The following is a 21,525-nucleotide window of genomic DNA, read 5'->3' as shown; positions in this document are numbered from 1 at the left end:
GGGCCGGGCTCAGGCCCGGTCGGCGCCGCGGAACGTGAGCAGCCGGTGTCCGATGAAACTGGTGAACACCGGGACAGCCACCCCGATGGCGTGCGCGACGGTTTCAGGATGCCAGTCGAAACCAAAGCGCGGGAACAGCCAGCGGGCCAGGAACAGGCTGATCAACACCGTCTGCGCGACGGCCAGCAGATTGACCGCCACGAACCAGCCGACCTGGCTGCGCATGCTGTTGCTGGCGCCGGTGAACACGAAGGCGCGGTTGAGCAGGAAGGCCGTCAGCATGCCGATGCCATAGGCCAGCACGATCGACGGCACGTAGGGCATGACCATCCCCAGCGCGATGCGCGACAGGAAGTTGGCCGCTGCCGCGATGCCGCCGGCCAGCACGAACAGCATGAACTGGCGCGAGATCACCCGGCCAGGGCCTCGGCCGCCAGCTTGCTTCCGACCGCCAGGCTTTCGGAGATCGAACGGTCTTCCGGATAGTAGTAGGCGGTATCGGCCATGAAGAACCCGTCCAGCGGCGTGCGCATCGGCGGCAGCATCGCCTGGAAGCCGGGCGGACAGATCGCCTGCGCGAACTCGTAGCGGTGGCAGTGGCGGGCCAGCACCCAGTCGCTGCGGAAGGCGGGGTTGAGCTTGGGCAGGTAACCGATGACCTCGTCGATCAGCGCGTCGTTGGGCAGCGACCACTTCGGGTGGGTCTTGGGCATGTAGAAGGGCGCGTAGAGGACGTGTTCGCCCTCGCGCGTGCCCGGGTTGAGGTTGGAGTATTCGATCACGCCCGGGATTTCGATGCCGGCGTCGCTGATGTTCATCCAGAAGTTTTCGCTCACCGCGTGCCGCAGCTTGAGGATGACGCAGGCCACCGGGATGTTCTGCAGCTTGCGGATGCTGTCGGCGAAATCGGCCGGCAGGCCCGGTACGAAGCCGGGCACGTACTGGATCGGGGCGGTCGAAAGTACCGCGTCGCATGGGCGCAGCTCGTCGCCGATGCGCACGCCCGTGACCCTGCCGCCTTCCGAAACCACTTCCCGGACGCCCGCAGACACGTGGATTTGGCCACCCAGGCGGCGGATCTCCGCCGTCATGCCCTCCAGCACCGTGGCCGAGCCGCCTTCGACATAGCCCAGGCTTTCGTTGAACAGGTTCCGGCGCGACAGCGCGATGCGCTTGATGCGGGTGCCGATCCACGAGGCCGACAGGTTGTCCGTGTACTCGAAGAACTTCAGCCGGAAGGTGCGCTCCCAGAGCACGTCCCAGGCCTTCTTGCCGATCCAGCCCTGGATCCACTGCACCGCGTTGCGCTTGTCCAGCGCGCTCCAGTCGGTGATGCCCTTGGTGTACAGCACGTGCAGGGCGTAGCGGACCTTCGAGACCAGCCCCATCTTGGGGAACGACAGCAGCGCGAAGGGCGTGCCCCACTTGTACAGGGTGCCGTCGATGAAATAACCCATCTTGGTGTCGGTCCACTTCAGCCGGTCCGACAGCTTCAGGTCTGCCAGCAGCGCGAACAGCGGGTCGTCGGTCCTGCAGACGAAGTGGTAGTAGCGCTCGATCTGAAGGCCGTCGAAATCGAAGCTGGCGGACATGCCGCCAATGCGGTCGTCGCGTTCGAACACGTCCACGGCATGGCCGGCGCGCAACAGGTCCAGCGCGGCCATCAGGCCCATGGGGCCGGAACCGATGACGGCGAAGTGGCGGGGAGTCGGGGTCATGGTGGTCTTCAACGTTTGAGAATGATGTGGCTGTAGCGTGGGTCGGTGTAGCTTTCCCGCACCGCGTCCTCGAATCCGTGCTGCTTGACGCCGAACACCGCCGCGGTGTCCACGCCGGTGAAGTCGTCGCCGGCCGACAGCGCCTTGAGCTGGTCCGCCGTGAACGGCGGCTTGCGGCTGAACAGGGAATAGGTGCGCAGCAGGAAGGCGAAGAACCCGATCGGAATGTGCACGATCAAGGTCCGCAGGCCCTTGACCCGTTTGATGGTGCGGATGATGTCCACGTAGTCGATGCGGGTGTCGCCGACGATGTCGTAAACGGTGCCGTCGGGCTGGGCCTCGATGCACTTGACGATGCAGCGGCAGAAATCACGCTCGTACAGCGGCTGGCGCATGAAGCGGCCGTCGCCGGGAATGGGGAACACCGGCGTGCGCGCCATGAAGCGCGACAGCCAGCCCAGGTGCTTGGGGTCGAACCAGCCGAACATCAGGGTGGGGCGCAGCACGCAGTGCCTGAGACCGGACTGCACCACCATCGCTTCCTGCTGCTTCTTGGTTTCGGTGTAGTCGTCGGTGGCCACCGAGTTCACCACTGACGAGCTTATGTGCACCAGGTAGGGCACCGCGTGGGACTTCACCGCGTCCAGCACATGCCGGGTGGCCGTAAGGTTGTTGCGGTCGAACAGCTCGCGGTGCTTGCCGGTGATCTGCGCGTGCAGCTGCACCACCACGGCCGCGCCCGCAAACGCATCGGCCCAGACGCCGGGCTCGGCCAGGTCGGCCTGGATGGCCTGCACGTCCGGATGCAGGCCACGCAGGATGTCGAGGTTGTAGCCGTGCTTGTCGATGGCGACCAGGTTCGTGTAGCCCTGCTCGCGCAGCTCGACCAGCAGGTTCTGGCCCACCAGGCCGGCAGCGCCGGTGAGCACGATGCGGGCATCCTTGGCGAGGGCCGGCGTCACAGCTTGATCCTCCGGAACACGAACTCGGGGATATGCGTGATCACCCGCATGATCCCCCACCAGAACCACGGCAGGTAGGCCACCGCGCGTCGCTTCTCGACCGCACGCACGATGCCCGCGGCCACCTGCGCCGGAGTGGCCCACAGCGCGCCCTTCTTGAAGGCCGCGGTCATCGGGGTGTCCACGAAGCCGGGCTTGATGGTCAGCACGTTGACACCGCTGCCGTTGAGCGCCTGGCGCAGGCCGCTGGTGAAGGCGCTGACGGCCGACTTCGCGCTGCCGTAGAGGTAATTGCTGGCCCGGCCGCGGTCACCCGCCACCGAGCTGATCACGGCCAGCGTGGCGGGCGCCTGCAGGCGCTGGGCCAGCGCGGCGCAAAGCGCGATGACCGAGGTGCCATTGGTGGCGAACTCGCGCAGGGAGAGCTGGACCGAGGCGCTGCACGCCGCCTGGTCGGGCAGGGTGCCGTGCGCGATCAGCGCCACGTCCACCGTGCCCAGCGAGGCCCAGGCGGCATCGAGCATGGCCCCATGGCCGGGGATGTCGTTGGCGTCCAGCACATGGCCGTCGGCGGTGGCGCCGCGCAGGCGCAGGTCCGCGCAGATCGCCTCCAGGCGTTCGGGGTCGCGGGCCACGAGGAACAGGCGGGCGCCGCGCCGGGCGAATTCGCGGGCGGTGGCTTCGGCGATGGCCGAGCTGGCGCCGATGATTAGGATGCGTTGCATGCTCACTCCATGACCCGCCGCCAGAACGACGACGAGAAGGCGGGGTCGATGTGGGGAAGGAAGGCGGGCAGTCCCGGCTGGCCGGCGCGGAACATCGCCGGCGACATCCGGGCGTCCTTGGCCGGGTAGAGCGCGCCGCCGGCTTCGGCGACGATCGCGTCCAGGCGGTCGAGCAGTGCGAACACCGGCGCGCCGGTGTTGGGGAAATCCAGCGCCAGCGTGGTTCCCGGCCGCGCGAAGGACATCAGGCCAGGCGCGGGCCGGTCGCCGAACTCCTTGAGCACGGCCAGGAAGGAGCCCTGGCCACTGCGCGCGATCTCGCCCAGCAGGGCACGCACCGCCTCGCGTGCCTGCGCGGGCGGCAGCACGCACTGGTGCTGCAGGAAACCGGCGGGCCCGTACATCCGGTTCCAGTCGTGGATGCCATCGAGCGGATAGAAGTAGGGCGCGTAGTGCTGCACGCCCTCGCGGCGACGCGCGCGCTGGCGATGGTAGTACAGCGTGTTGAACGGGCGCAGGGTCAGCCGGTTGACCAGCGACAGCGGCGGCGTGAGCGGCATCGCCAGGCCGGCGCCGGGAGCCTGCCCGCTGGCGCCGGGGGCCGCGTGGTTGGCGCGCAGGAAATGGCCGCGGCCCAGCGCCGCGCCCTTGGCCAGGCAATCCACCCAGGCCACGGTGTATTCGTGGCTTTCCGCGGATTCGGTGGAGAGCGCGAAGAACTCGTCGAGGCCGTCGAATTTCAGCGACTGCACCTGCATCCACGGACCCGACACACGCTGCAGCTGCAGTTCGGCCCAGGTGATGGCCCCGGTGAGGCCCAGTCCGCCCACCGTCGCGGCGAAGCGCGCATCGCCCGGCGCCAGCCACTGGCGGCTGCCGTCGCTGCGCAGCAGTTCGAAGCCGCGCACGTGGTCGCCGAAGCTGCCGTTGCGATGGTGGTTCTTGCCGTGCACGTCGTTGGCGATGGCGCCGCCCACCGTGGCCAGGCGCGTGCCCGGCGTCACCGCCAGGAACCAGCCGCGCGGCAGCGCCAGCGCCAGCACTTCGCCCAGGGTCACGCCCGCCTCGCAGGCCAGCACGCCGGTGTCGGCGTCGAAACGCAGGAAGCGATCCAGCCCGCGCATCAGCAGCAGGCGGCCGTCGCTGTTGAGGCAGCTGTCGCCGTAGCTGCGGCCCTGGCCATAGGCCAACAGGGGCGTGCCCGCGGGCGGCAGCGGGCCGCGTCGGCCCGCCATCGGCACCAGCGCCTGGTTGTGCGGCGTCGGCCAGCGGCCCCAGCTGTCGCCCGTGCGGGACACGGGCTTCAGATCGCCCAGAGCGCGATGACCGCGCAGAGCACGCCCACCACCTGGCTGACGCGATCGGTGGCCGCGAACACCACCGGGTCGTCATCCATGCCGCCGCGGTGCGCGACCACCCAGGTGCGGCTGACCCAGTACAGCATCAGCGGGCACAGCAGCCACAGCACCTGCGGATGCTGGTACAGCGTGATGCTGTCGGGGCTGTTGATGTACAGCGCAAGCACCAGCACCGCCAGGTAGCCCGCGGCCGAACCCAGCGATTGCAGCAGCGGCAGGTCGTCCACTGCATAGCCGCGGCCCGCGGCACTGATCTTGCCTTCGCCCAGCATCGCGGCCAGCTCGACGTAGCGCTTGAGCAGGGCCAGGCTGAGGAAGATGAACATCGAGAACGCCAGCAGCCAGAACGACAGCACCGCACCGATCACCACGGTGCCGCCGATGATGCGCACGGTGTACAGCGCGGCGAGCAGGATTACGTCCAGCATCACCACGCGCTTGAGTCGCAGTGAGTAGCCCAGCGTCAGCGCGTAGTACACCGCCAGCACGCCGGCGAACTTCGGTTCGGCCCACCAGGCCAGGGCCAGGCCCGCGAGCGCCAGCAGCGGAGCCAGCACCGCGCCCTGCAGCAGCGGCAGGGTGCCGGCCGCGAAGGGGCGCAGGCGCTTGCGCGGATGCTGGCGGTCGCTGGGCAGGTCGAGCAGGTCGTTGAGCAGGTAGACACCGGACGCACACAGGCCGAAGGCGATGAAGCCGGCGACGGCGGCGATCACCGCCTGCGTCTCGAACATGCGGTGGGAGGCCAGCAGCGGCACGAACACCAGCAGGTTCTTCAGCCACTGGTGCACGCGCAGCGCACGCAGCCACACGCGCAGGCCGCCGCCGGTGCGCGGCAGGTGGTCGAGCACCTCGCAGCGTCTGGCCGCGGCGGTGGCGAGCGCGTTGCCGGCGTTCACCACCAGCGCGCCGCGCGCATGCGCCCACACGCCCAGGTCGATGGGTCCGTTGCCCGCATAGTCGAAGCCGCGTTCGCCGAAGCGCTGGACCAGGACCTCGGCCTTGCGCGAGCCGGCCAGGTTGCGCTGGCCGTCGCTGGCGATCACTTCGTCGAAACAGCCCAGGTGCTCGGCCACCGGCCGCGCCAGGCTTTCGTCGGAGGCGGTGCACAGCACGCGGCGGCGGCCGGGCTGGGCGCGCAGCAGTGCGACCACGCGTTCGTCGTAGGGCAGGTTGGCCGGATCGATGGCCACGCGCGAGGCGATCTGGCGCTTGAGGTGGGCCTTGCCGCGCAGCAGCCAGACCGGCAGCAGGAACAGCAGCCAGGGGCGCTGCGCCAGCATCACCAGGGTCGATTCCACCAGCAGGTCCGAGCGCAGCAGCGTGCCGTCGAGATCCACGCAGAGCGGGGGCAGGGCGTTGTCTGGGGGGGTCTGCATCGCGTCGGGGGCAGGCCGTGTCTGGCGGCCGGCGATTATAGCGGAATCAGGCTGCCGGCCCGCCCGCGGGCCCGGTCCCGGCAGGGCCCGGGTCCGGCGCCGGCCCGGCGGAATGCAAGGCCATCGGAACCCCCGAAGCGCTCAGCCGCTGTTGCGGCCGTACACATCCTCGAAGCGCACGATGTCGTCTTCGCCCAGGTAGCTGCCCGACTGCACCTCGATCAGCTCCAGCGGCAGCCGGCCGGGGTTCTCCAGGCGGTGCACCACGCCCAGCGGGATGTAGGTGCTCTGGTTCTCGGCCAGCATGATCACTTCGTCGCCGCGGGTGACCCGCGCGGTGCCGCTGACCACGATCCAGTGCTCGGCGCGGTGGTGGTGCATCTGCAGGCTCAGCGTGCCGCCGGGCTTCACGGTGATGCGCTTGACCTGGAAGCGGTCGCCGCTGTCGATGGCATCGTAGGCGCCCCAGGGCCGGTACACCTTGCGATGCCAGGTGGCGTGGCTGCGGCCCTCGCGCTTGAGGCCGCCCACCAGGTCCTTCACTTCCTGGATGCGGTCGCGGTGGCCCACCAGCAGCGCGTCGTCCGTGTCCACCACCACGATGTCGTCCAGGCCCACCAGCGCGATCAGGCGATCGCCGTGGGCGTAGGTGTTGCGGCAGCCGATCGCCACCACGTCGCCATGCGAGGCATTGCCGTCGGCGTCGCGCGGCGAGATTTCCCACAGCGCGGCCCACGAACCCACGTCGCTCCAGCCCGCGTCCAGCGGCACCACGGCGGCGTCATCGGTCTTCTCCATCACCGCGTAGTCGATGGAATCGGCGGGGCAGGCGGCGAAACTTTCCTTTTCCAGCCGCACGAAATCGACGTCGCGCCGGGCCTGGGCCAGGGTCTGGCGGCAGGCCGCAAGCATGTCGGGACGCAGGCGTTCGAGCTCCTGCAGGTAGCGCGTGGCGCGGAACAGGAACATGCCGCTGTTCCAGAAGTATTCGCCCGAGGCCACGTAGCCCTTGGCGGTGACCAGGTCGGGCTTCTCCACGAAGCGCTGCACGGCGCGCACGCCTTCGCCCGAGGCCTTGATGTAGCCATAGCCGGTTTCCGGCCCGGTGGGCTGGATGCCGAAGGTGACCAGCTTGCCCGCCTCGGCCGCCGGCGTGGCGGCGCGCACCGCGGCGTGGAAGGCCGCGACGTCCAGGATCACGTGGTCCGAGGGCAGCACCAGCAGCAGCGGGTCGGCGCCCGCGGCGGTGGCCTCCAGCGCGGCCACGGCGATCGCCGGCGCGGTGTTGCGGCCCATCGGCTCGAGCAGGATCGTGCCCGGTGCGGCGCCGGCTTCGCGCAGCTGTTCGGCGACGATGAAGCGGTGCTCCTCGTTGGCCACCACCAGCGGCGCCAGCGCGCCCAGGCCTGCCACGCGCTTCCACGTGGCCTGCAGCATCGTGTCCTCGCCCACCAGCGCCAGGAACTGCTTGGGATAGGCCTCGCGCGACAGGGGCCAGAGCCGCGTGCCGGAGCCGCCGGACAGGATCACGGGCAGGAGGTCGGTCATGGCGGGGTTCCTGGCTCCAGGCGTTGGGAGGGGCGAGGCAGGTCGGCCCGCAGGCCGTTCCGTGCCCGGCAAGTATAGCTTTGGCGCGGCGATGATCCCGCGCGCGCGGCCCGCGCCCTGCCCGAAGGTACAGGCTCCGGTGCCTCGGGGCGCGCGGCTATAATCGCCGGCACATCCTGATGCTGCGGAGCCTTGCCCCATGCCCCAGAACGAATCCCCGGCGCCGCGTCGCGGCCTGGACAAGCGCCACGCCGATGCCGCCAGCGCGCTGCGCGACATCGTGCGCGATGGCCAGACGCTCGCGGTCGGCGGCTTCGGCCTGTGCGGCATCCCCGAGGCGCTGATCGCGGCGCTGCGCGATTCCCGCGCCAAGGGCCTCACGGTGATTTCCAACAATGCCGGCGTGGACGGCTTCGGCCTGGGCCAGCTGCTGGCCACCCGGCAGATCAAGAAAATGATTTCGTCCTACGTGGGCGAGAACAAGGAGTTCGAACGGCAGTACCTGGCCGGCGAACTGGAGCTGGAGTTCAACCCGCAGGGCACCCTGGCCGAGCGCCTGCGCGCCGGCGGCGCCGGCATCCCGGCCTTCTTCACCCGCACCGGCTACGGCACCATCGTCGCCGAGGGTAAGGAAACCCGCGAGTTCGACGGCCACCACTACGTGATGGAAACCGCGCTCAAAGCCGATGTGTCCCTGGTCAAGGCCTGGAAGGCCGACACCGCCGGCAACCTGGTGTTCCGCAAGACCGCGCGCAACTTCAACCCGGCCGTGGCGATGGCCGGCAAGGTCTGCGTGGCGGAAGTGGAGGAAATCGTGGAAGTCGGCAGCATCGACCCCGACCACGTGCACCTGCCCGGCATCTACGTGGACCGCATCGTGCTCAACGCCACGCCTGAAAAACGCATCGAACAGCGCACCGTACGCGCGGGGGAAAAATAATGGCCTGGTCCCGGGACGAGATGGCGGCACGCGCCGCGAAGGAACTCACTGACGGCGCCTACGTGAACCTGGGCATCGGCCTGCCGACGCTGGTGGCCAACCACATCCCCGAGGGTATGGACGTGTGGCTGCAGTCCGAGAACGGCCTGCTGGGCATCGGCCCGTTCCCGACCGAAGCCGAGGTGGACGCCGACCTGATCAATGCCGGCAAGCAGACGGTCACCGCGCGCGCGGGCGCGAGCTATTTCGGCAGCCATGATTCCTTCGCGATGATCCGCGGCGGCCACATCGACCTGGCGATCCTGGGCGCGATGGAAGTGACGGCCAGCGGCGACCTGGCCAACTGGATGGTGCCCGGCAAGATGGTCAAGGGCATGGGCGGCGCGATGGACCTCGTGGCCGGCGTGAAGCGCGTGGTGGTTCTGATGGAGCACACCACCAAGACCGGCGAGCCCAAGATCCTGCCCAGGTGCACGCTGCCGCTGACCGGCGTGGGCGTGGTCAACCGCATCATCACCGAGCTGGCGGTCATGGACGTCACGCCCGAGGGCCTGAAGCTGGTGGAGGCGGCGCCGGGCGTCAGCGGGGACGAACTCCGCGCCAAGACCGGCGTGCCGCTGGCCTGAGGGCCGGCGAGGCCGTGATCAGGCAGGTCCTGGGCTTTGGCGCGGTCGGTGGCCTGCAGCTGCTGCTCGACTGGGGCTGCTTCGTCGCGCTGACCGCACTGGGCCTGGCGGTGGTGCCGGCAAATCTCGCGGGCCGCGTCGCGGGCGCATCGCTGGGTTACTGGCTCAACGGCCGCTACACCTTCGCCGACGCCGGCCAGGCGCGGCTGGGCCGCAGGCGCGCGCTGCGCTTCATCGCGTTCTGGATTGCGACGACGGCGCTCAGCACCTGGGCCATGCAGTTCATTGACGCCCAGCGGGGACTCACTCTGGCCTGGCTGGCCAAGCCGGTGGTGGACGGGCTGCTGGCGGCGCTGGGTTTCGTTGTGTCGAAGTACTGGATCTACCGATGACGGACGAGGCCTCGCTGCCCGATCTTCCCGCGCATGTGCAGCGCCTGCCGGATCGCGGCGGTCTGGCCGTGCTGCGGCTGCAGGGGCCGCAAGGCGCGACCGTGGAAGTCTGCACGCAGGGCGCGCACGTGCTGTCTTGGCGCGACGCGACGGGCCGCGAGCGACTGTTCCTCAGTCCGCGCGCGCGCTTTGCGCCGGGCGCGGCGATCCGCGGCGGCGTGCCGGTGGTGTTTCCCCAGTTCTCCGGACGCGGCGCCTTGCCCAAGCACGGGCTGCTGCGCGGGCTGCCGTGGCGGCTGTCGGAAACGTCGTCGGATGCGCGGGCGGCCCGGCTCGCCTTCGAGATACAGGACAGCGGGGCAACGCGGGGTTTGTGGCCGCACGCCTTCCACGCACGGCTCGTGATCGTGCTCGAGGCCGGCGCGCTGGACATCCGCCTGCAAGTCACCAATACCAGCCCGACGCCGTTTTCCTTCACCTCGGCGCTGCACAGCTACCTTGCGGTCGCCGACGTGCGGGTTGCGCAGGTGCACGGCCTCGCGCAGCGTCCCTACGAAGACGCGGCCGATGGCGGCGAGTGGCGCGTGCACCCGGACGCGCCGCTCGGTTTCGACGGCGAAGTGGATCGGGTGTATCCGGAGGTTCGCAGCGCGCTGGTGCTGGAGGAACCCGGGCATCGCCTGCAGGTCGCGGCCGAAGGCTTCCCCGACGTGGTGGTCTGGAATCCCGGCCCGTCCCTGGCCGCGGCACTGGTCGACCTCGGGGAAGACCAGTGCGCCCGCTTCGCCTGCCTGGAAGCGGCGAGCGTGCTCAAGCCCGTGGTGCTGGGGCCCGGCGAGCACTGGAGCGGTGGCCAGCGCCTGCAGACGGCGTGATCCGTGATCCGGCGCACGGCCCGGGCCGCGGCGCAGGCTTCACGCCAGCCGCGCGAGCCGCCAGAATGACCCGCCGGCGGGGAGCCGGCACCGTCCAGGAACCCCATGCAGAACGACGCTCTCGACCTCGTGCCCGGCGCGGAGCCGCCGGCCCTTCCGCCCTTGCCGCCGCCGCTGCCCGAGCCCCCGCCGCCGCCGGAGTCGGTGCGCTACCCGATCGAGTTCACCGGCCGCGCCGGCGAGTTCTTCGGCATCTGGTTCGTCAACCTGGTGCTGTCGGTGCTGACCCTGGGCATCTACTCGGCCTGGGCCAAGGTGCGCACCGAGCGCTACTTCTACGGCAACACGCACCTGGCCGGCGCGCCGTTCGAATACCTGGCCAGCCCCATCGCCATCCTCAAGGGCCGGCTGATCGCGTATGCGGTGGCGATCACGCTGGGCCTGTGCGCGCACTTCCAGCTGTTCGTGGTCTACATCCCGCTGGTGCTGGCGATCCTGGTGCTGTTCCCGTGGCTGATCCAGCGCACGCTGCGCTTCCGCGCCCGCTACTCGGCCTGGCGCGGGCTGCGCTTCCGGTTCGTGGACGGCGTGTTCGAGGCCTACGTGAACTTCATGTTCCGGCCGATGCTGCAGCCGATCACGCTGTACCTGACCCTGCCCTGGGTGCGCATGTGCCAGCACGAGTACGTGGTGGCCGGCCACCGCTTCGGCGGCAAGCGCTTCAGCTACAAGGGCGACCTGGGCAGCTACTTCATTCCCTTCCTGATCGTGATCGGGCTGGGCTTCGGCGCTTACCTGCTGATGATCTTCGCGGCCATCGCCGGCGGCGTCGCGGCCTCGGCGATGGGCATCGAGTCCAAGGGGCCCGACGGCGCGCCGTCGGACAGCTTCATGCTGGCGGTGATGGTGCCGCTGATGGTGGTGTACCTGGGCTTCCTGGCGCTGCCCGTGTTCCTGCGCACGCGCTACACCAACCTGATGTGGAAGTTCAGCGCGCTGGGCCCGCACCGGTTCGAGTCCACGCTGCGCGCGCGCGACGTGATCTGGATCTACTTCAGCAACGGCGTGCTGATCGTGCTCAGCGTGGGCCTGCTGGTGCCCTGGGCGATGATCCGGCTGGCGCGCTACCGCGCAGCGCACTTCGCCGTGCACCTGGAAGGCGGCGTGGACCAGTTCGTGGCCGAGAGCGAGCGCAACGAGGCCGCCACCAGCGCCGAGCTGATCGACGCGCTGGACCTGGACGTGGACCTGAGCATTTGAGCGCGCTCACTGCCACCTGGTTCGACGGCCGCAGCAGCCGCGCGCGGCCGGGGCAACTGAGCTGCCCCGCGCCTGGCACGCTGCGCCTGGAAAGCGAAGGCGAGGTGCTGGAGTTCGCCACCGCCGAGATCGAGCTCAGCCCGCGCCTGGGCCGCATGCCGCGCACGCTGCGCATGCCGGGCGAGGGCCACCTGCAGGTCGAGGATTCGCCGCTGCTGGACCAGTGGATCAGCGGGCGAAACAAGGTCGAGGGCTGGGCCGACTGGCTGGAGCGCCGGCGCACGGCCGCGATTGGCGCGGGCGTGGCGACGGTGCTGGGCGTGGTGCTGTTCTTCCAGGTCGGGCTGCCGTGGATGGCCAACAAGGTCGCCCCCGTCATCCCGCGCGCGATGGAAGTGCAGATCAGCAAGCAGGCGATGGCGATCATCGACCGCATGCACCTGGGGCCGAGCAGGCTGCCGCGTGAACGGCGCGAGGAGCTGCAGGGCAAGTTCAGGACGCTGGTGGCCGGGCTGCCGCGGGCCGACCAGTTCAAGCTCGATTTCCGCGATGCGCCCAAGCTGGGCCCGAACGCATTCGCGCTGCCCGATGGCCAGGTGATCGTGACCGACCAGCTGGTGGACCTGGTGGAAAGCGACGAGGAGCTGCTGGCGGTGCTGGCCCACGAAGCGGGCCACCACGAGCACCGGCACGGCATGCGCCGTGCGCTGGAAAGTTCGGCGGTGGTCGTGGTGGCGGGTTTCCTGTTCGGCGACCTGTCGGGCACCGGCTCGCTGTCGGTGTCGATCCCGGTGTTGCTGCTGGAAAGCAATTTCTCGCGCGGCCACGAGCGCGAGGCCGACCAGTTCGCCTTCGCCCTGCTCAAGCGCCGCGGGCAGTCGCCGGCCACCTTCGGCACGGTGATGGAGCGCCTGTCCAGGCACCATGGCGAGAAGGACATGGGCGCAATCAGCTACCTGTCGTCGCATCCGGCGAGTGCGGAGCGCATCGAGGCGGCCAGGCGGGCGGCGGAGGAGTAAGGTTTTTTGGCCGCGGATTTGCGCGGACAAAAGCGGATAGAGCGGAAATTCAGCGGGTGACGGATACCAAGATTGGCTCGGACGTAGTGACTGCACCGTTTATGCCGCGATAGGTAACGCTTACACGATATTCGCCCGGTGTCGTAAAGATCTCGTTGGTCTTTGCAGTTCGGTAAACGCCCATGGCATTTCCAGCCGGAAGCGATACTGCCCGACGGTCCGCCGGCAGGCTGCGATTGCGCGAGCTGTCTTCGCGTGGCGGTGCCTTGAACGACTGGCCGCCGGCGGCGGTGACGTGCAGCTCAAGTCCGCCCTCGGCATCCCAGCCGGGCCGGGTCGGCAACATCAGTGGCGAGGTGCCTTGGTTACGGATCTCGACGAAGAATTGCACCTCACTGCCCAACCTCGCCTTGCCTTCAAGACTCACCTCCACCACCAAGGATCCGAGTTTGGATTGGGCGCCGGCGGCGGAGGGAAAGACAGTCAGTGCAAGCAGCAGGGCGGTGAAGGCAATGCGACCACGGATCCGGTTCATGGTGAGTTTCCTCAGACGGATGCGGCCATGCTAGCGCAGCTTTCCCGAGACTGCGCCATTGGCCGACCGGTCAGCGGCATGGCGTTTTGGCGGTTCTTAGATCGCCGTCACAGTTGAAAAAATTTCACTTGACCCACGGCGGTGCGGCTCGTTTACTCCGCCTGTCCCCCGTCAGAACTGCTATCTGAACTGCGGGGGCTTCACCTTCTGGAGCCGTGCATGCGCCATGCCTGGGGATGGATGTGGTTGTTGGTAGCGGGCTTGGTCCAGGCGCAGAGCCCGACGGGCAAGGCGCCCTGGGAAGAGTTCGACAAGCGCATCAAGGCCAGCCAGAAGGTCGCCCCGCTGGGCAACAACGCGTTTGGCGATGAAGTCAGCTTGAGCAACGGCGCGCTGTCGTTCTCGGCGACGGACGTCAGCATTCCGGGCAACAGTGGGTTGCCCGTCGCCTTCAGTCGCAGCTATTCGGTCCGCGATCGCCGCCACACGCTCACCGACGCAATGCTGGCGGACTGGGAAGTGGATGTTCCCAACATCAGCGGTACGTTCGCGAAAGACTGGCTGGCGGCGGGCAACGGGACAAACCGCTGCAGCAGCCATGCCCAGCCGCCGTTGCCCGCAGGTAGCGGCGGCACCTTGCTCGAAGACTTCTGGTCGGGGACCACGCTCACCATTCCCGGCGTCGGCGGAGGCGAGATGCTTGCGTTGCCGGATACGCCGGCCAAGCCGCATTTGCGCCCGACGGGAACGCAGTGGAAATGGATCGCGGGCAGCAACATCTACGTGTCTTGCCTGAGCAGCGTACTCAACGGCGCAGGCAACGGCGCCGGCGAAGGCTATCTGGCGATTACCCCGGATGGCACGAAGTACTGGTTCAACTGGATGGCACAAACCTATGTGCCCACACTGCGGCGCGGAGGACGGAGCGCCCCGCCGGAGACCGGCATCCCGGCCGGCACGCCGCTGGATGTCAACATCCTGAGGCGAAAGAACACGCTTTACGCCACGAGGGTGGAAGACCGCTTCGGTAACGCCGTCACCTACACGTACTCAAACCAGTGGAACGAGCCCGGCCGCCTGACCCGCATCAAGGGCGAGGGCGCCGACACCCGGCAGATCGACATCACGTACAACGGCCAAGGACACGTGGCGACCGTGACCGACGGCACCCGCACGTGGAACTATTCCTACGCGGCCACCAGCCCGACCTCTCGCCGCACGCTCACCACCGTCACCCAGCCCGATGGCAATGCCTGGGCGATCAACTTCACGGCGTTCACCAATGCCGAGATCCTTTACAGCGAAGTTTTCCAGCCGGGGGAGATTTACCGTACCTGCCGCATGCTGGAGATGCCCCAAAACTACGCGGCGCAGCCGGTGGGAACCATCACGCATCCCGCCGGTGCGGTCGGCACGTTCACCGTAGGCATCCAGGAGCATGGCCGTAGCAGCGTGCCGCTCAACTGCGGCAACTTCAGCTCGCAGAACGATCCGAACGACGATATCAACCTGGTTCCTATTTCGTACCACGCCTGGTCGCTGGCGTCCAAGCAGGTGTCCGGGCCCGGGCTGGATACCGCGACCTGGACCTACGCGTATGAGTCGCTCAAGAGCGTTCACATGTATCCGGGCGTGACCAACCTCAATCCCGTATGCGGACCTTCAGGCAGCCCGCTCTACTACCCTTGCTTCGACCCGCCCTGTCTGTCCGACGCGTGCGCCGGGTCGGCTACGACAACGGTGTTGGGCCCGGAGAACGAGCGCACCCGTTATACGTACGGCAACACTTACCGCTACGACGAGGGCAAGCTCAAGAAAGTCGAGACGGGCACGGTCGCTTCGCCCACGATGCGCGTGGTACAGAACACCTATGACCTGAGCATGGTGGAGGATAAGGTCTACCCCAAGCGCTACGGCATGGGGCGCCAGGTCAGCTATGGAAGCTTTACGGAGGAATACCACCGCCCCCTGCTGAGCACCAAGACGACCGTGCAGGGCGTGGATTTCGTGCGCACCTTGAACACCTTCGACGACTTGGCCCGTCCGCTAGTGGAGACCAAGGCCAGCACCATCACGCCGGCTCCGGGGGCTGCCTCGCCCAACAGCCGGCAGGAAACCACCGTCTACCGTGATAACACCGCAAGCTGGGTAATCAGCCAGGTCGAGCGGCGCTACGTGAACACCACCAAGGTCGAGGAAACCGTGTTCCAGGGTTACGACCTGCCATGGAAGCTTTACGGGGCCGAAGGTTTGCTGTTGCAGACCTTGACCTTCAACACCGACGGCACCATCGCCACCGCCATGGACCCCCACGGCAACACCACCACGGTCAGCAACTGGCACCGCGGTATCCCGCAAAACGTCCTGTTCGCCGACCTCACCACGCTGTCGGCCACCGTCAACAATCTGGGCTGGGTCACGGCGGTGACCCAGCAGATCAACGCGGACACCACCCCGGCGTACGCGACCACCAGCTACGGCTACGACGTGATGGGGCGGGTGGACTTGGTGACTTACCCGACCGGCGACGCCGTGGCCTGGGCGCCGACCAGCATCAGCTTCGTGAAGGTCGCCGGCGCCGAGTACGGCATCGCCGGCGGCCACTGGCGCGAGATTGTCAGTACCGGCAACGCCCGCAAGGAAACCTATTTCGACGGCTTGTGGCGGCCGCGCCTGGTCCGCGAGTTCGATGCGTCCAACGAGGCCGCCACCCGACGGGTCACGGTGATGGACTACGACCACGAGGGGCGGAGCATCTTCACCGGCTATCCCGTCAACAGCCTGGCCAGCATCCACGATCCCACCCCGGGCATCGACACGCTTTACGACGCCCTCGGCCGGCCCACGGCTACGCACCAGGATGCCGAGCTGGACCTCAATCCGTCACTTCCTGGATTGGAGGCGCTGGTCACGGTGACGAACTACCTGGCCAATTTCGAGGTCCAGACCATCAACCCGCGGCAACACGCGACCACCACGCGGTTCCAGGCCTTTGACACGCCCGATACCGGTGCCCCGGTCTACATCACCGCGCCCGAAGGCGTCACCACCACGATTGTCCGCAACGCGCTCGGGCAGCCCGAAAGCGTGACCCGCAGCGGCACGTGGGCCGGCGCCGGCCTGTCGGCCACGCGCCGCTACACGTACGACGCCCATCGTCGCCTGTGCAAGACGATCGAGCCCGAGACCGGGGCAACGGTGATGGCCTACGACGCCGTGGGCAACCTGGCCTGGAGCGCGGCGGGGCTGGCCCTGGCCAATCCGTCCGACGCGCAGTGCGACCTGGACCGTACCGCGGCCAACCTGTCGGGACGGCGCGTGGACCGGGTCTACGACGCCCGCAACCGGCTCACGCACCTGATGTTCCCGGGCCACAACGGCAACCAGTCCTGGACCTACACCGCGGACGGCAAGCCCAGCACGGTCAACACCTGGAACGACGGCGGCATCTCGGTGCTGACCAACACTTACGTCTACAACAACCGCCGCATGCTCACCGGCGAATCCATCGCCCAGCCGGGCTGGTACACCTGGGGCCTGGGCTACGGCTACGACGCTAACGGCAGCCTGGCCTCGCAAAGCTACCCGACCGGGCTGGTGGTGACCTACGCCCCCAACGCCCTGGGCCAGGCCACGCAGGCGGGGACCTTTGCCACCGGCGTCCAGTACCACCCCAACGGCGCGATCAAGCAGTTCACCTATGGCAACGGTCTGGTGCACACGATGACGCAGAACGCGCGCCAGCTGCCGCGACGCAGCACGACGAGCGGCGCCATCCTGGACCACGTCTACGACTACGATCCCAGCGGCAACGTCACGGCGATCACGGACCTGAATGACTCAGGCCGCAGTCGCTGGATGGCCTACGATGCACTCGATCGTTTGACCGAGGCCAGCTCGGGCATGTTCGGGGGTTCGGATTTCGCCCATCGTTTCACCTACGATGCGCTCGACAACCTGCGGTCCTGGAAACACGCGGGCGTGAAGGACTATGCCAACTACGAGTACGACAGCAACAACCTGCTGACCGGCATCCGGAACACCGGCGGCACGCTTTTGCACACCATCAACTACGACGTGCAGGGCAATGTGTCCTCCAAGAACGGGCACAGCTACACGTTCGACCTTGGTAATCGCATGCGCGCCGGCAGCGGCACCAGCAGCGAAAGCTACCGCTACGACGCTCTGGGCCGCCGCGTGCAAACCACGCGCGCCGGCGGGGCGACGACGTTGTGGCACTACTCCCAAGGCGGGCAGCTGCTGTTCTCGTCAAAGCTGCCGGTCGGCGGCACGCAGACCACGCACGAGAACATCTACCTCGGCGGCAGCGTGGTCGCCATCATCGACCATGACTGGCCCAGCAACGCGGTGACGGCGCTGCGCTACCAGCACACTGACGCACTTGGCAGCCCGGTGGCCGAAACGGACGCGGCCGGGGCGCTTATCGCAGGATCACGCACGAACTACGATCCGTTTGGCGGCGTGATTGGTAAGACGATCAATGGCATCGGCTACACCGGCCACGTAATGGATGCGGGGACGGGTCTGACGTACATGCAGCAGCGCTACTACGATCCGCAGATCGGAAGGTTTTTGTCTGTGGACCCGGTTACGGCTAGCTCGATCAACGGCGGGAACTTCAACCGCTACTGGTACGCCAACAACAACCCGTACAAGTTCACTGATCCGGATGGGCGGTTCGCTCGCATTGGTTGCTTCTTGCAGATCTACTGCGACGCTTCGGCTCCCCGCGAGGAGAAGAAGCCCGAGAAGCCAAAGAGCGAGCCGAACTGCACTGCCGATGAGTGCATAAACATACCCAGGGAGACTCGGGGCGAATGGGCTAGTCAGGCGTCAGAGAATCTAACGGCCGCTAGTCACACTGCAGCTGAAGAAGCAGGTGGCATGGCCACTGGCTGGGCGATAGGTAAAGTTTTTGGCGGGGTAGTGAAGTGGGCTAAGTTTCAGCGTGCTGTTTCAAAAGTTGATATCAAGGAACACGCATTTCGATCTGGGTCACTTAGAATCCCAGCGGCAGAGCAAAGGGCAGTCGGGGAGGCAATAAGGGTAGACATTGCACGGCGCGGCTTGCCACCTCCAGGCGGAGTGATCCAGCAAACAATCTCGGTGAACGGCCAGACATACTCCTACCGAGCCTTTGGCCTTCCAAATGGAAATACTAGCGTAGGAACGGCCGTTCCTGGACATTTTGGTAGAGACATTTCGGTGGCGCCGCCATGAATAAGCAAGAACTCAGAATGATGAGCACCAATGATTTGAAGGGCCTGCTCTCAGGTGCAGATTTGCTTGAATCGGTTGAGGTATTTGAGGAAATTAGGTCCAGGCTTGACAGTCTGGATCCTGACCTCCTGGTTGCTCTGTCAGTGCGACTTTTCGTGCTTGGCGAAGACAGCAAGGCAGCCAATTACCTGAAGGTTGCCCTCGAAATGCAGCCCGAAAACGTTAACGCGCTGAAGTTCCAGGTTTTCCTCGCGGCTGCAAATGGGTCGAGAAATGCTTTAACTCTCTGCCGTGACCTGTTGGAACGGTGCCCCGCTGACAACTGGGTCACAGAAATCTGTCGCAAAGTTGATAAGGCGGATTCGAGTTCGTTGCGCCTGCCGCCTTTGCATTCGTATTGGGAGAACCTTGCGACCGGTGCCGCAGGGAGATCTTAGCGAGGCTGCCGCCAGACAACGTTTAGTTACGTGGTCTACGTAATAGGTATGAATCGGATACCTTTTCGTATTGAGCCGCGCAGCGAGTCGGGGCGCTGCTCGCCTATTCGAGGCCGGCGCCGAATGACCTGCTTGCAATGCGACCGAAAATCGCGTCAAGGCATTCGGCCGAATGCCAAGAGGTGCATCTAGGCGAGTTGGCGACCGCAGGCCGCACCGCATCAAGGGTTGATCGGAGCACCAGGCGGAACCCGCGGCGGGTCAGAGTGTTCAGCGCTATTACGATCCTGAGATCGGGCGGTTCCTGAGCGTGGATCCGGTGACAGCCAGCTCGGTCAATGGCGGGAATTTCAATCGGTATTGGTACGCGAACAACAATCCTTATAAATTCACGGATCCAGACGGCCGAATTGTCAGGCCTGCTCAGCCTGAACGAATCGACGATCCATTTACCCGTGGATACCCGAATCTCTGCGAAATTGTTTGCCTTGGTGGTCCGAAGACCCGACCTGCGATTGGCAAGAACAGGCATGCGGAGCGCAGGCGAAAAGCGGCTGAGGCGCAGAAGAAGTACGGGCCTGAGACTAACGGAGCATCGGTTGAATACGATCCAAATCTGACATCAGCCGGCAGTCACATTGGAAAAGACACGATTCTGCTGGGACCCAAAGCTTTTCATGGATCCAAAGGATACATTGCGTCGGTGATCGTACACGAGGGAGAGCATGTTTCGCAGGCGCTGAAGGGCAGAGCACCTGCCGTAGGGGCGGGTGGGTATATGGACGAGGCCGAGGCGCATAGGCTGCAACTGGAAACTGCGCGCAAGTTTGAGCTCTCACCCAGTGAAGTGCGGGAAATTCGTACTGAGTATAACAAGTTCTATAGGGTGCTTTCGCCAAGTGCACAACAGGCCCTGGACGAGCGTTTTGGAGGTCCCTATGAAGGTGAGTAGAAGGACGGCAGGCTTGTTTGTCGCTATTCAGTTGGCGACATTCAATGCGAATGCCTCGCCAGACGATTCAATTTCTGTGCGCCTCAATTACACAACCGAAACCGTTACGGTGCTGCTAGCAAACGATGGGCGCGAGCCTGCGAAAGTGGCTGACAAGTTCGTGCTGTCCAGCCCCGTTGGCGGCAATGTGGTGCCCGTGATTGTATCTAGTAGGGGTGAGTTGAGGCCTGCTTGCAACTACAGTGGTTCGTTTGTGGAGTCGGAGCCCACGAGAGTGCTTCCACCTAAGCGGAAACTGAGGCTCCTCACGACGGGAGCGCGCACTATTTCCCGACTTCATTGCCTTGAGGCCGGATCTTATTCCATGGTTTTTGGCTATTTGAAGGTGGACGGAACTCTCGCATTTTCAACAGCCCTCACGCTCGTTGTGGATCGCGAAGGTTCCGCATACTTTGACAAGTTAGGGCGCGAGGACCTGAAGTGACTCGGCCAGGCTTTTCTGGACTCTGAGACCCCAGGCAGTCTGAACCGCCGACCGTGCTCAGAGGGTGAGCCGATGGTGAGTCTTGTGAAAAAGCCGCCCTCTCGGGCGGCTTTCTGTTGGACCAATTGGCGCAGATATCAGAGCGACTTTTCAAGCTCAGGCACGATCGCGAACAGATCGCCTACCAGCCCGTAATCCGCGATCTCGAAGATCGGCGCCTCGGCGTCCTTGTTGATGGCGACGATGGTGCCGGCGTCCTTGATGCCGGTGAGGTGCTGGATCGCGCCGCTGATGCCGATGGCGACGTAGAGCTCGGGCGAGATGATCTTGCCGGTCTGGCCGACCTGTAGTTCGTTGGGCACGTAGCCGGCGTCGACCGCGGCGCGCGAGGCACCGACGGCGGCGCCCATCTTGTCGGCCAGCGAGTAGATGATCTTGAACGCGTCGGCCGAGCCGAGCGCGCGGCCGCCGCTGACCACCTTGCCGGCGCTCTGCAGGTCGGGGCGGTCGCTCTTGCCCTGCTGCAGGCCCACGAAGCGGGTGTGCGAGGGCAGGGTGGCCTCGACGCTGGCGGCTTCGACCGCGGCGCTGCCGCCGTTGGCCGCGGCCGGCCACGAGGCCGTGCGCACGGTGCCGACGATCGCCGTCGCCGACGGCGCTTCCACCGTGATGATGGCGTTGCCGGCGTAGATCGGGCGCTTGAACACGTGGCTCGATTCCACCGACATGATGTCGGACACCTGCGCCACGCCCAGCAGGGCGGCCACGCAGGGCAGCAGGTCCTTGCCGAAAGTGGTGGACGGGCCGAACACGTGCGAATAGCCGGCCGCGAGCTTCGCGACCTGCGGCGCCAGCACCTGGGCGATCGGATGCGCGTTGGCGGAGTTGGCGACGGTGATGACCTTGGCGACGCCGGCGATCTGCGCGGCTTCGGCGGCGACGGCGTCGGGCGCGTCGGACAGCACGGCCACGTGGATCTCGGCGCCGTCGATGGCCTGCGCGCAGCTGACGCAGCGCGCGGTGGAGGAGTTCAGCTTGCCGCCGAGGTGTTCGGCCACGATCAGGATCTTGCTCATG

The 21,525-nt window shown here is 66.6% G+C and carries 17 protein-coding genes and 1 pseudogene; 9 read left to right on the top strand and 9 right to left on the bottom strand.

Annotated features, from left to right (window positions below):
• Positions 1-9 precede the first annotated feature (9 nt).
• From ACOQFR_RS05050 to ACOQFR_RS05020, 7 genes are all read right to left on the bottom strand, one after another.
• Positions 10-414, bottom strand: a complete 405-nt coding sequence (locus ACOQFR_RS05050; protein WP_421379225.1) for a GtrA family protein — start codon at positions 412-414, stop codon at positions 10-12.
• Positions 411-1,718: an NAD(P)/FAD-dependent oxidoreductase gene (locus ACOQFR_RS05045; protein ID WP_421379223.1), complete on the bottom strand. Its 1,308-nt coding sequence runs from the start codon at positions 1,716-1,718 to the stop codon at positions 411-413. The genes ACOQFR_RS05050 and ACOQFR_RS05045 overlap by 4 nt, the downstream gene beginning before the upstream one ends.
• Before the next feature lie 8 nt (positions 1,719-1,726).
• Positions 1,727-2,680 carry an NAD-dependent epimerase/dehydratase family protein gene (locus ACOQFR_RS05040; RefSeq protein ID WP_421379221.1) on the bottom strand — a complete coding sequence of 318 codons (954 nt, stop codon included), beginning with the start codon at positions 2,678-2,680 and terminating at the stop codon, positions 1,727-1,729.
• Positions 2,677-3,405 (bottom strand): SDR family oxidoreductase, encoded by a 729-nt coding sequence (locus tag ACOQFR_RS05035; RefSeq protein WP_421379219.1) that lies wholly within the window; start codon positions 3,403-3,405, stop codon positions 2,677-2,679. Before ACOQFR_RS05035 ends, ACOQFR_RS05040 begins: the two co-directional genes overlap by 4 nt.
• Before the next feature lie 2 nt (positions 3,406-3,407).
• Positions 3,408-4,640, bottom strand: coding sequence for an FAD-binding oxidoreductase (locus ACOQFR_RS05030; protein WP_421379787.1), 1,233 nt, complete (start codon positions 4,638-4,640; stop codon positions 3,408-3,410).
• A gap of 68 nt (positions 4,641-4,708) precedes the next feature.
• Entirely contained in the window at positions 4,709-6,139 is a 1,431-nt protein-coding gene (locus ACOQFR_RS05025) for a UbiA family prenyltransferase (protein ID WP_421379217.1), read from the bottom strand.
• A 141-nt stretch (positions 6,140-6,280) separates the two neighbouring features.
• A complete protein-coding gene (locus tag ACOQFR_RS05020) occupies positions 6,281-7,687 on the bottom strand; it encodes a mannose-1-phosphate guanylyltransferase/mannose-6-phosphate isomerase (RefSeq protein WP_421379215.1) in 1,407 nt (468 codons plus the stop codon).
• A 199-nt stretch (positions 7,688-7,886) separates the two neighbouring features.
• Here ACOQFR_RS05020 and ACOQFR_RS05015 point away from each other — a divergent pair, with 199 nt between their 5' ends.
• From ACOQFR_RS05015 to ACOQFR_RS04990, 6 genes are all read left to right on the top strand, one after another.
• Positions 7,887-8,627, top strand: a complete 741-nt coding sequence (locus ACOQFR_RS05015) for a CoA transferase subunit A (protein WP_421379213.1) — start codon at positions 7,887-7,889, stop codon at positions 8,625-8,627.
• Positions 8,627-9,253: a CoA transferase subunit B gene (locus ACOQFR_RS05010; protein ID WP_421379211.1), complete on the top strand. Its 627-nt coding sequence runs from the start codon at positions 8,627-8,629 to the stop codon at positions 9,251-9,253. Before ACOQFR_RS05015 ends, ACOQFR_RS05010 begins: the two co-directional genes overlap by 1 nt.
• A 14-nt stretch (positions 9,254-9,267) precedes the next feature.
• Positions 9,268-9,645, top strand: a complete 378-nt coding sequence (locus ACOQFR_RS05005) for a GtrA family protein (protein ID WP_421379210.1) — start codon at positions 9,268-9,270, stop codon at positions 9,643-9,645.
• On the top strand, positions 9,642-10,520 hold the full coding sequence (locus ACOQFR_RS05000) for a D-hexose-6-phosphate mutarotase (protein ID WP_421379209.1): 879 nt from the start codon (positions 9,642-9,644) through the stop codon (positions 10,518-10,520). Before ACOQFR_RS05005 ends, ACOQFR_RS05000 begins: the two co-directional genes overlap by 4 nt.
• 105 nt (positions 10,521-10,625) lie before the next feature.
• Positions 10,626-11,780 carry a YjgN family protein gene (locus ACOQFR_RS04995; protein WP_421379206.1) on the top strand — a complete coding sequence of 385 codons (1,155 nt, stop codon included), beginning with the start codon at positions 10,626-10,628 and terminating at the stop codon, positions 11,778-11,780.
• Complete coding sequence (locus ACOQFR_RS04990) at positions 11,777-12,799, top strand: M48 family metallopeptidase (RefSeq protein WP_421379204.1); 1,023 nt, start codon at positions 11,777-11,779, stop codon at positions 12,797-12,799. The genes ACOQFR_RS04995 and ACOQFR_RS04990 overlap by 4 nt, the downstream gene beginning before the upstream one ends.
• Positions 12,800-12,848: 49 nt before the next feature.
• Here ACOQFR_RS04990 and ACOQFR_RS04985 read toward each other — a convergent pair whose 3' ends face one another.
• Positions 12,849-13,334, bottom strand: coding sequence for a hypothetical protein (locus tag ACOQFR_RS04985; protein ID WP_421379202.1), 486 nt, complete (start codon positions 13,332-13,334; stop codon positions 12,849-12,851).
• A gap of 219 nt (positions 13,335-13,553) precedes the next feature.
• Between ACOQFR_RS04985 and ACOQFR_RS04980 the strand changes: the two genes are divergently transcribed.
• From ACOQFR_RS04980 to ACOQFR_RS04970, 3 genes and pseudogenes are all read left to right on the top strand, one after another.
• Positions 13,554-18,575 (top strand): RHS repeat-associated core domain-containing protein, encoded by a 5,022-nt coding sequence (locus ACOQFR_RS04980; RefSeq protein ID WP_421379200.1) that lies wholly within the window; start codon positions 13,554-13,556, stop codon positions 18,573-18,575.
• Complete coding sequence (locus ACOQFR_RS04975; protein ID WP_421379198.1) at positions 18,572-19,012, top strand: hypothetical protein; 441 nt, start codon at positions 18,572-18,574, stop codon at positions 19,010-19,012. Before ACOQFR_RS04980 ends, ACOQFR_RS04975 begins: the two co-directional genes overlap by 4 nt.
• A gap of 280 nt (positions 19,013-19,292) precedes the next feature.
• Positions 19,293-19,964 (top strand): annotated as a pseudogene (locus tag ACOQFR_RS04970) (RHS repeat-associated core domain-containing protein); the annotation flags it as partial.
• Between the two features lie 621 nt (positions 19,965-20,585).
• Here ACOQFR_RS04970 and ACOQFR_RS04965 read toward each other — a convergent pair.
• Complete coding sequence (locus ACOQFR_RS04965) at positions 20,586-21,524, bottom strand: electron transfer flavoprotein subunit alpha/FixB family protein (RefSeq protein ID WP_421379195.1); 939 nt, start codon at positions 21,522-21,524, stop codon at positions 20,586-20,588.
• Position 21,525 lies beyond the last annotated feature (1 nt).

It is taken from the genome of Arenimonas sp. MALMAid1274 (assembly GCF_049195245.1).
Lineage (GTDB): Bacteria > Pseudomonadota > Gammaproteobacteria > Xanthomonadales > Xanthomonadaceae > Arenimonas.
The sequence above is the reverse complement of the archived record's forward strand: the minus strand, read 5'-3'. Positions and strand labels throughout refer to the sequence as shown.

Excerpts from the sequence above, each read along its gene's own strand:
- ACOQFR_RS05045 (WP_421379223.1), bottom strand. The coding sequence starts at position 1,718 with ATGACCCCGACTCCCCGCCACTTCGCCGTCATCGGTTCCGGCCCCATG.
- ACOQFR_RS05035 (WP_421379219.1), bottom strand. The coding sequence starts at position 3,405 with ATGCAACGCATCCTAATCATCGGCGCCAGCTCGGCCATCGCCGAAGCC.
- ACOQFR_RS05030 (WP_421379787.1), bottom strand. The coding sequence starts at position 4,640 with ATGGCGGGCCGACGCGGCCCGCTGCCGCCCGCGGGCACGCCCCTGTTG.
- ACOQFR_RS05025 (WP_421379217.1), bottom strand. The coding sequence starts at position 6,139 with ATGCAGACCCCCCCAGACAACGCCCTGCCCCCGCTCTGCGTGGATCTC.
- ACOQFR_RS05020 (WP_421379215.1), bottom strand. The coding sequence starts at position 7,687 with ATGACCGACCTCCTGCCCGTGATCCTGTCCGGCGGCTCCGGCACGCGG.
- ACOQFR_RS05015 (WP_421379213.1), top strand. The coding sequence starts at position 7,887 with ATGCCCCAGAACGAATCCCCGGCGCCGCGTCGCGGCCTGGACAAGCGC.
- ACOQFR_RS05010 (WP_421379211.1), top strand. The coding sequence starts at position 8,627 with ATGGCCTGGTCCCGGGACGAGATGGCGGCACGCGCCGCGAAGGAACTC.
- ACOQFR_RS05000 (WP_421379209.1), top strand. The coding sequence starts at position 9,642 with ATGACGGACGAGGCCTCGCTGCCCGATCTTCCCGCGCATGTGCAGCGC.
- ACOQFR_RS04995 (WP_421379206.1), top strand. The coding sequence starts at position 10,626 with ATGCAGAACGACGCTCTCGACCTCGTGCCCGGCGCGGAGCCGCCGGCC.
- ACOQFR_RS04985 (WP_421379202.1), bottom strand. The coding sequence starts at position 13,334 with ATGAACCGGATCCGTGGTCGCATTGCCTTCACCGCCCTGCTGCTTGCA.
- ACOQFR_RS04980 (WP_421379200.1), top strand. The coding sequence starts at position 13,554 with ATGCGCCATGCCTGGGGATGGATGTGGTTGTTGGTAGCGGGCTTGGTC.
- ACOQFR_RS04975 (WP_421379198.1), top strand. The coding sequence starts at position 18,572 with ATGAATAAGCAAGAACTCAGAATGATGAGCACCAATGATTTGAAGGGC.
- ACOQFR_RS04965 (WP_421379195.1), bottom strand. The coding sequence starts at position 21,524 with ATGAGCAAGATCCTGATCGTGGCCGAACACCTCGGCGGCAAGCTGAAC.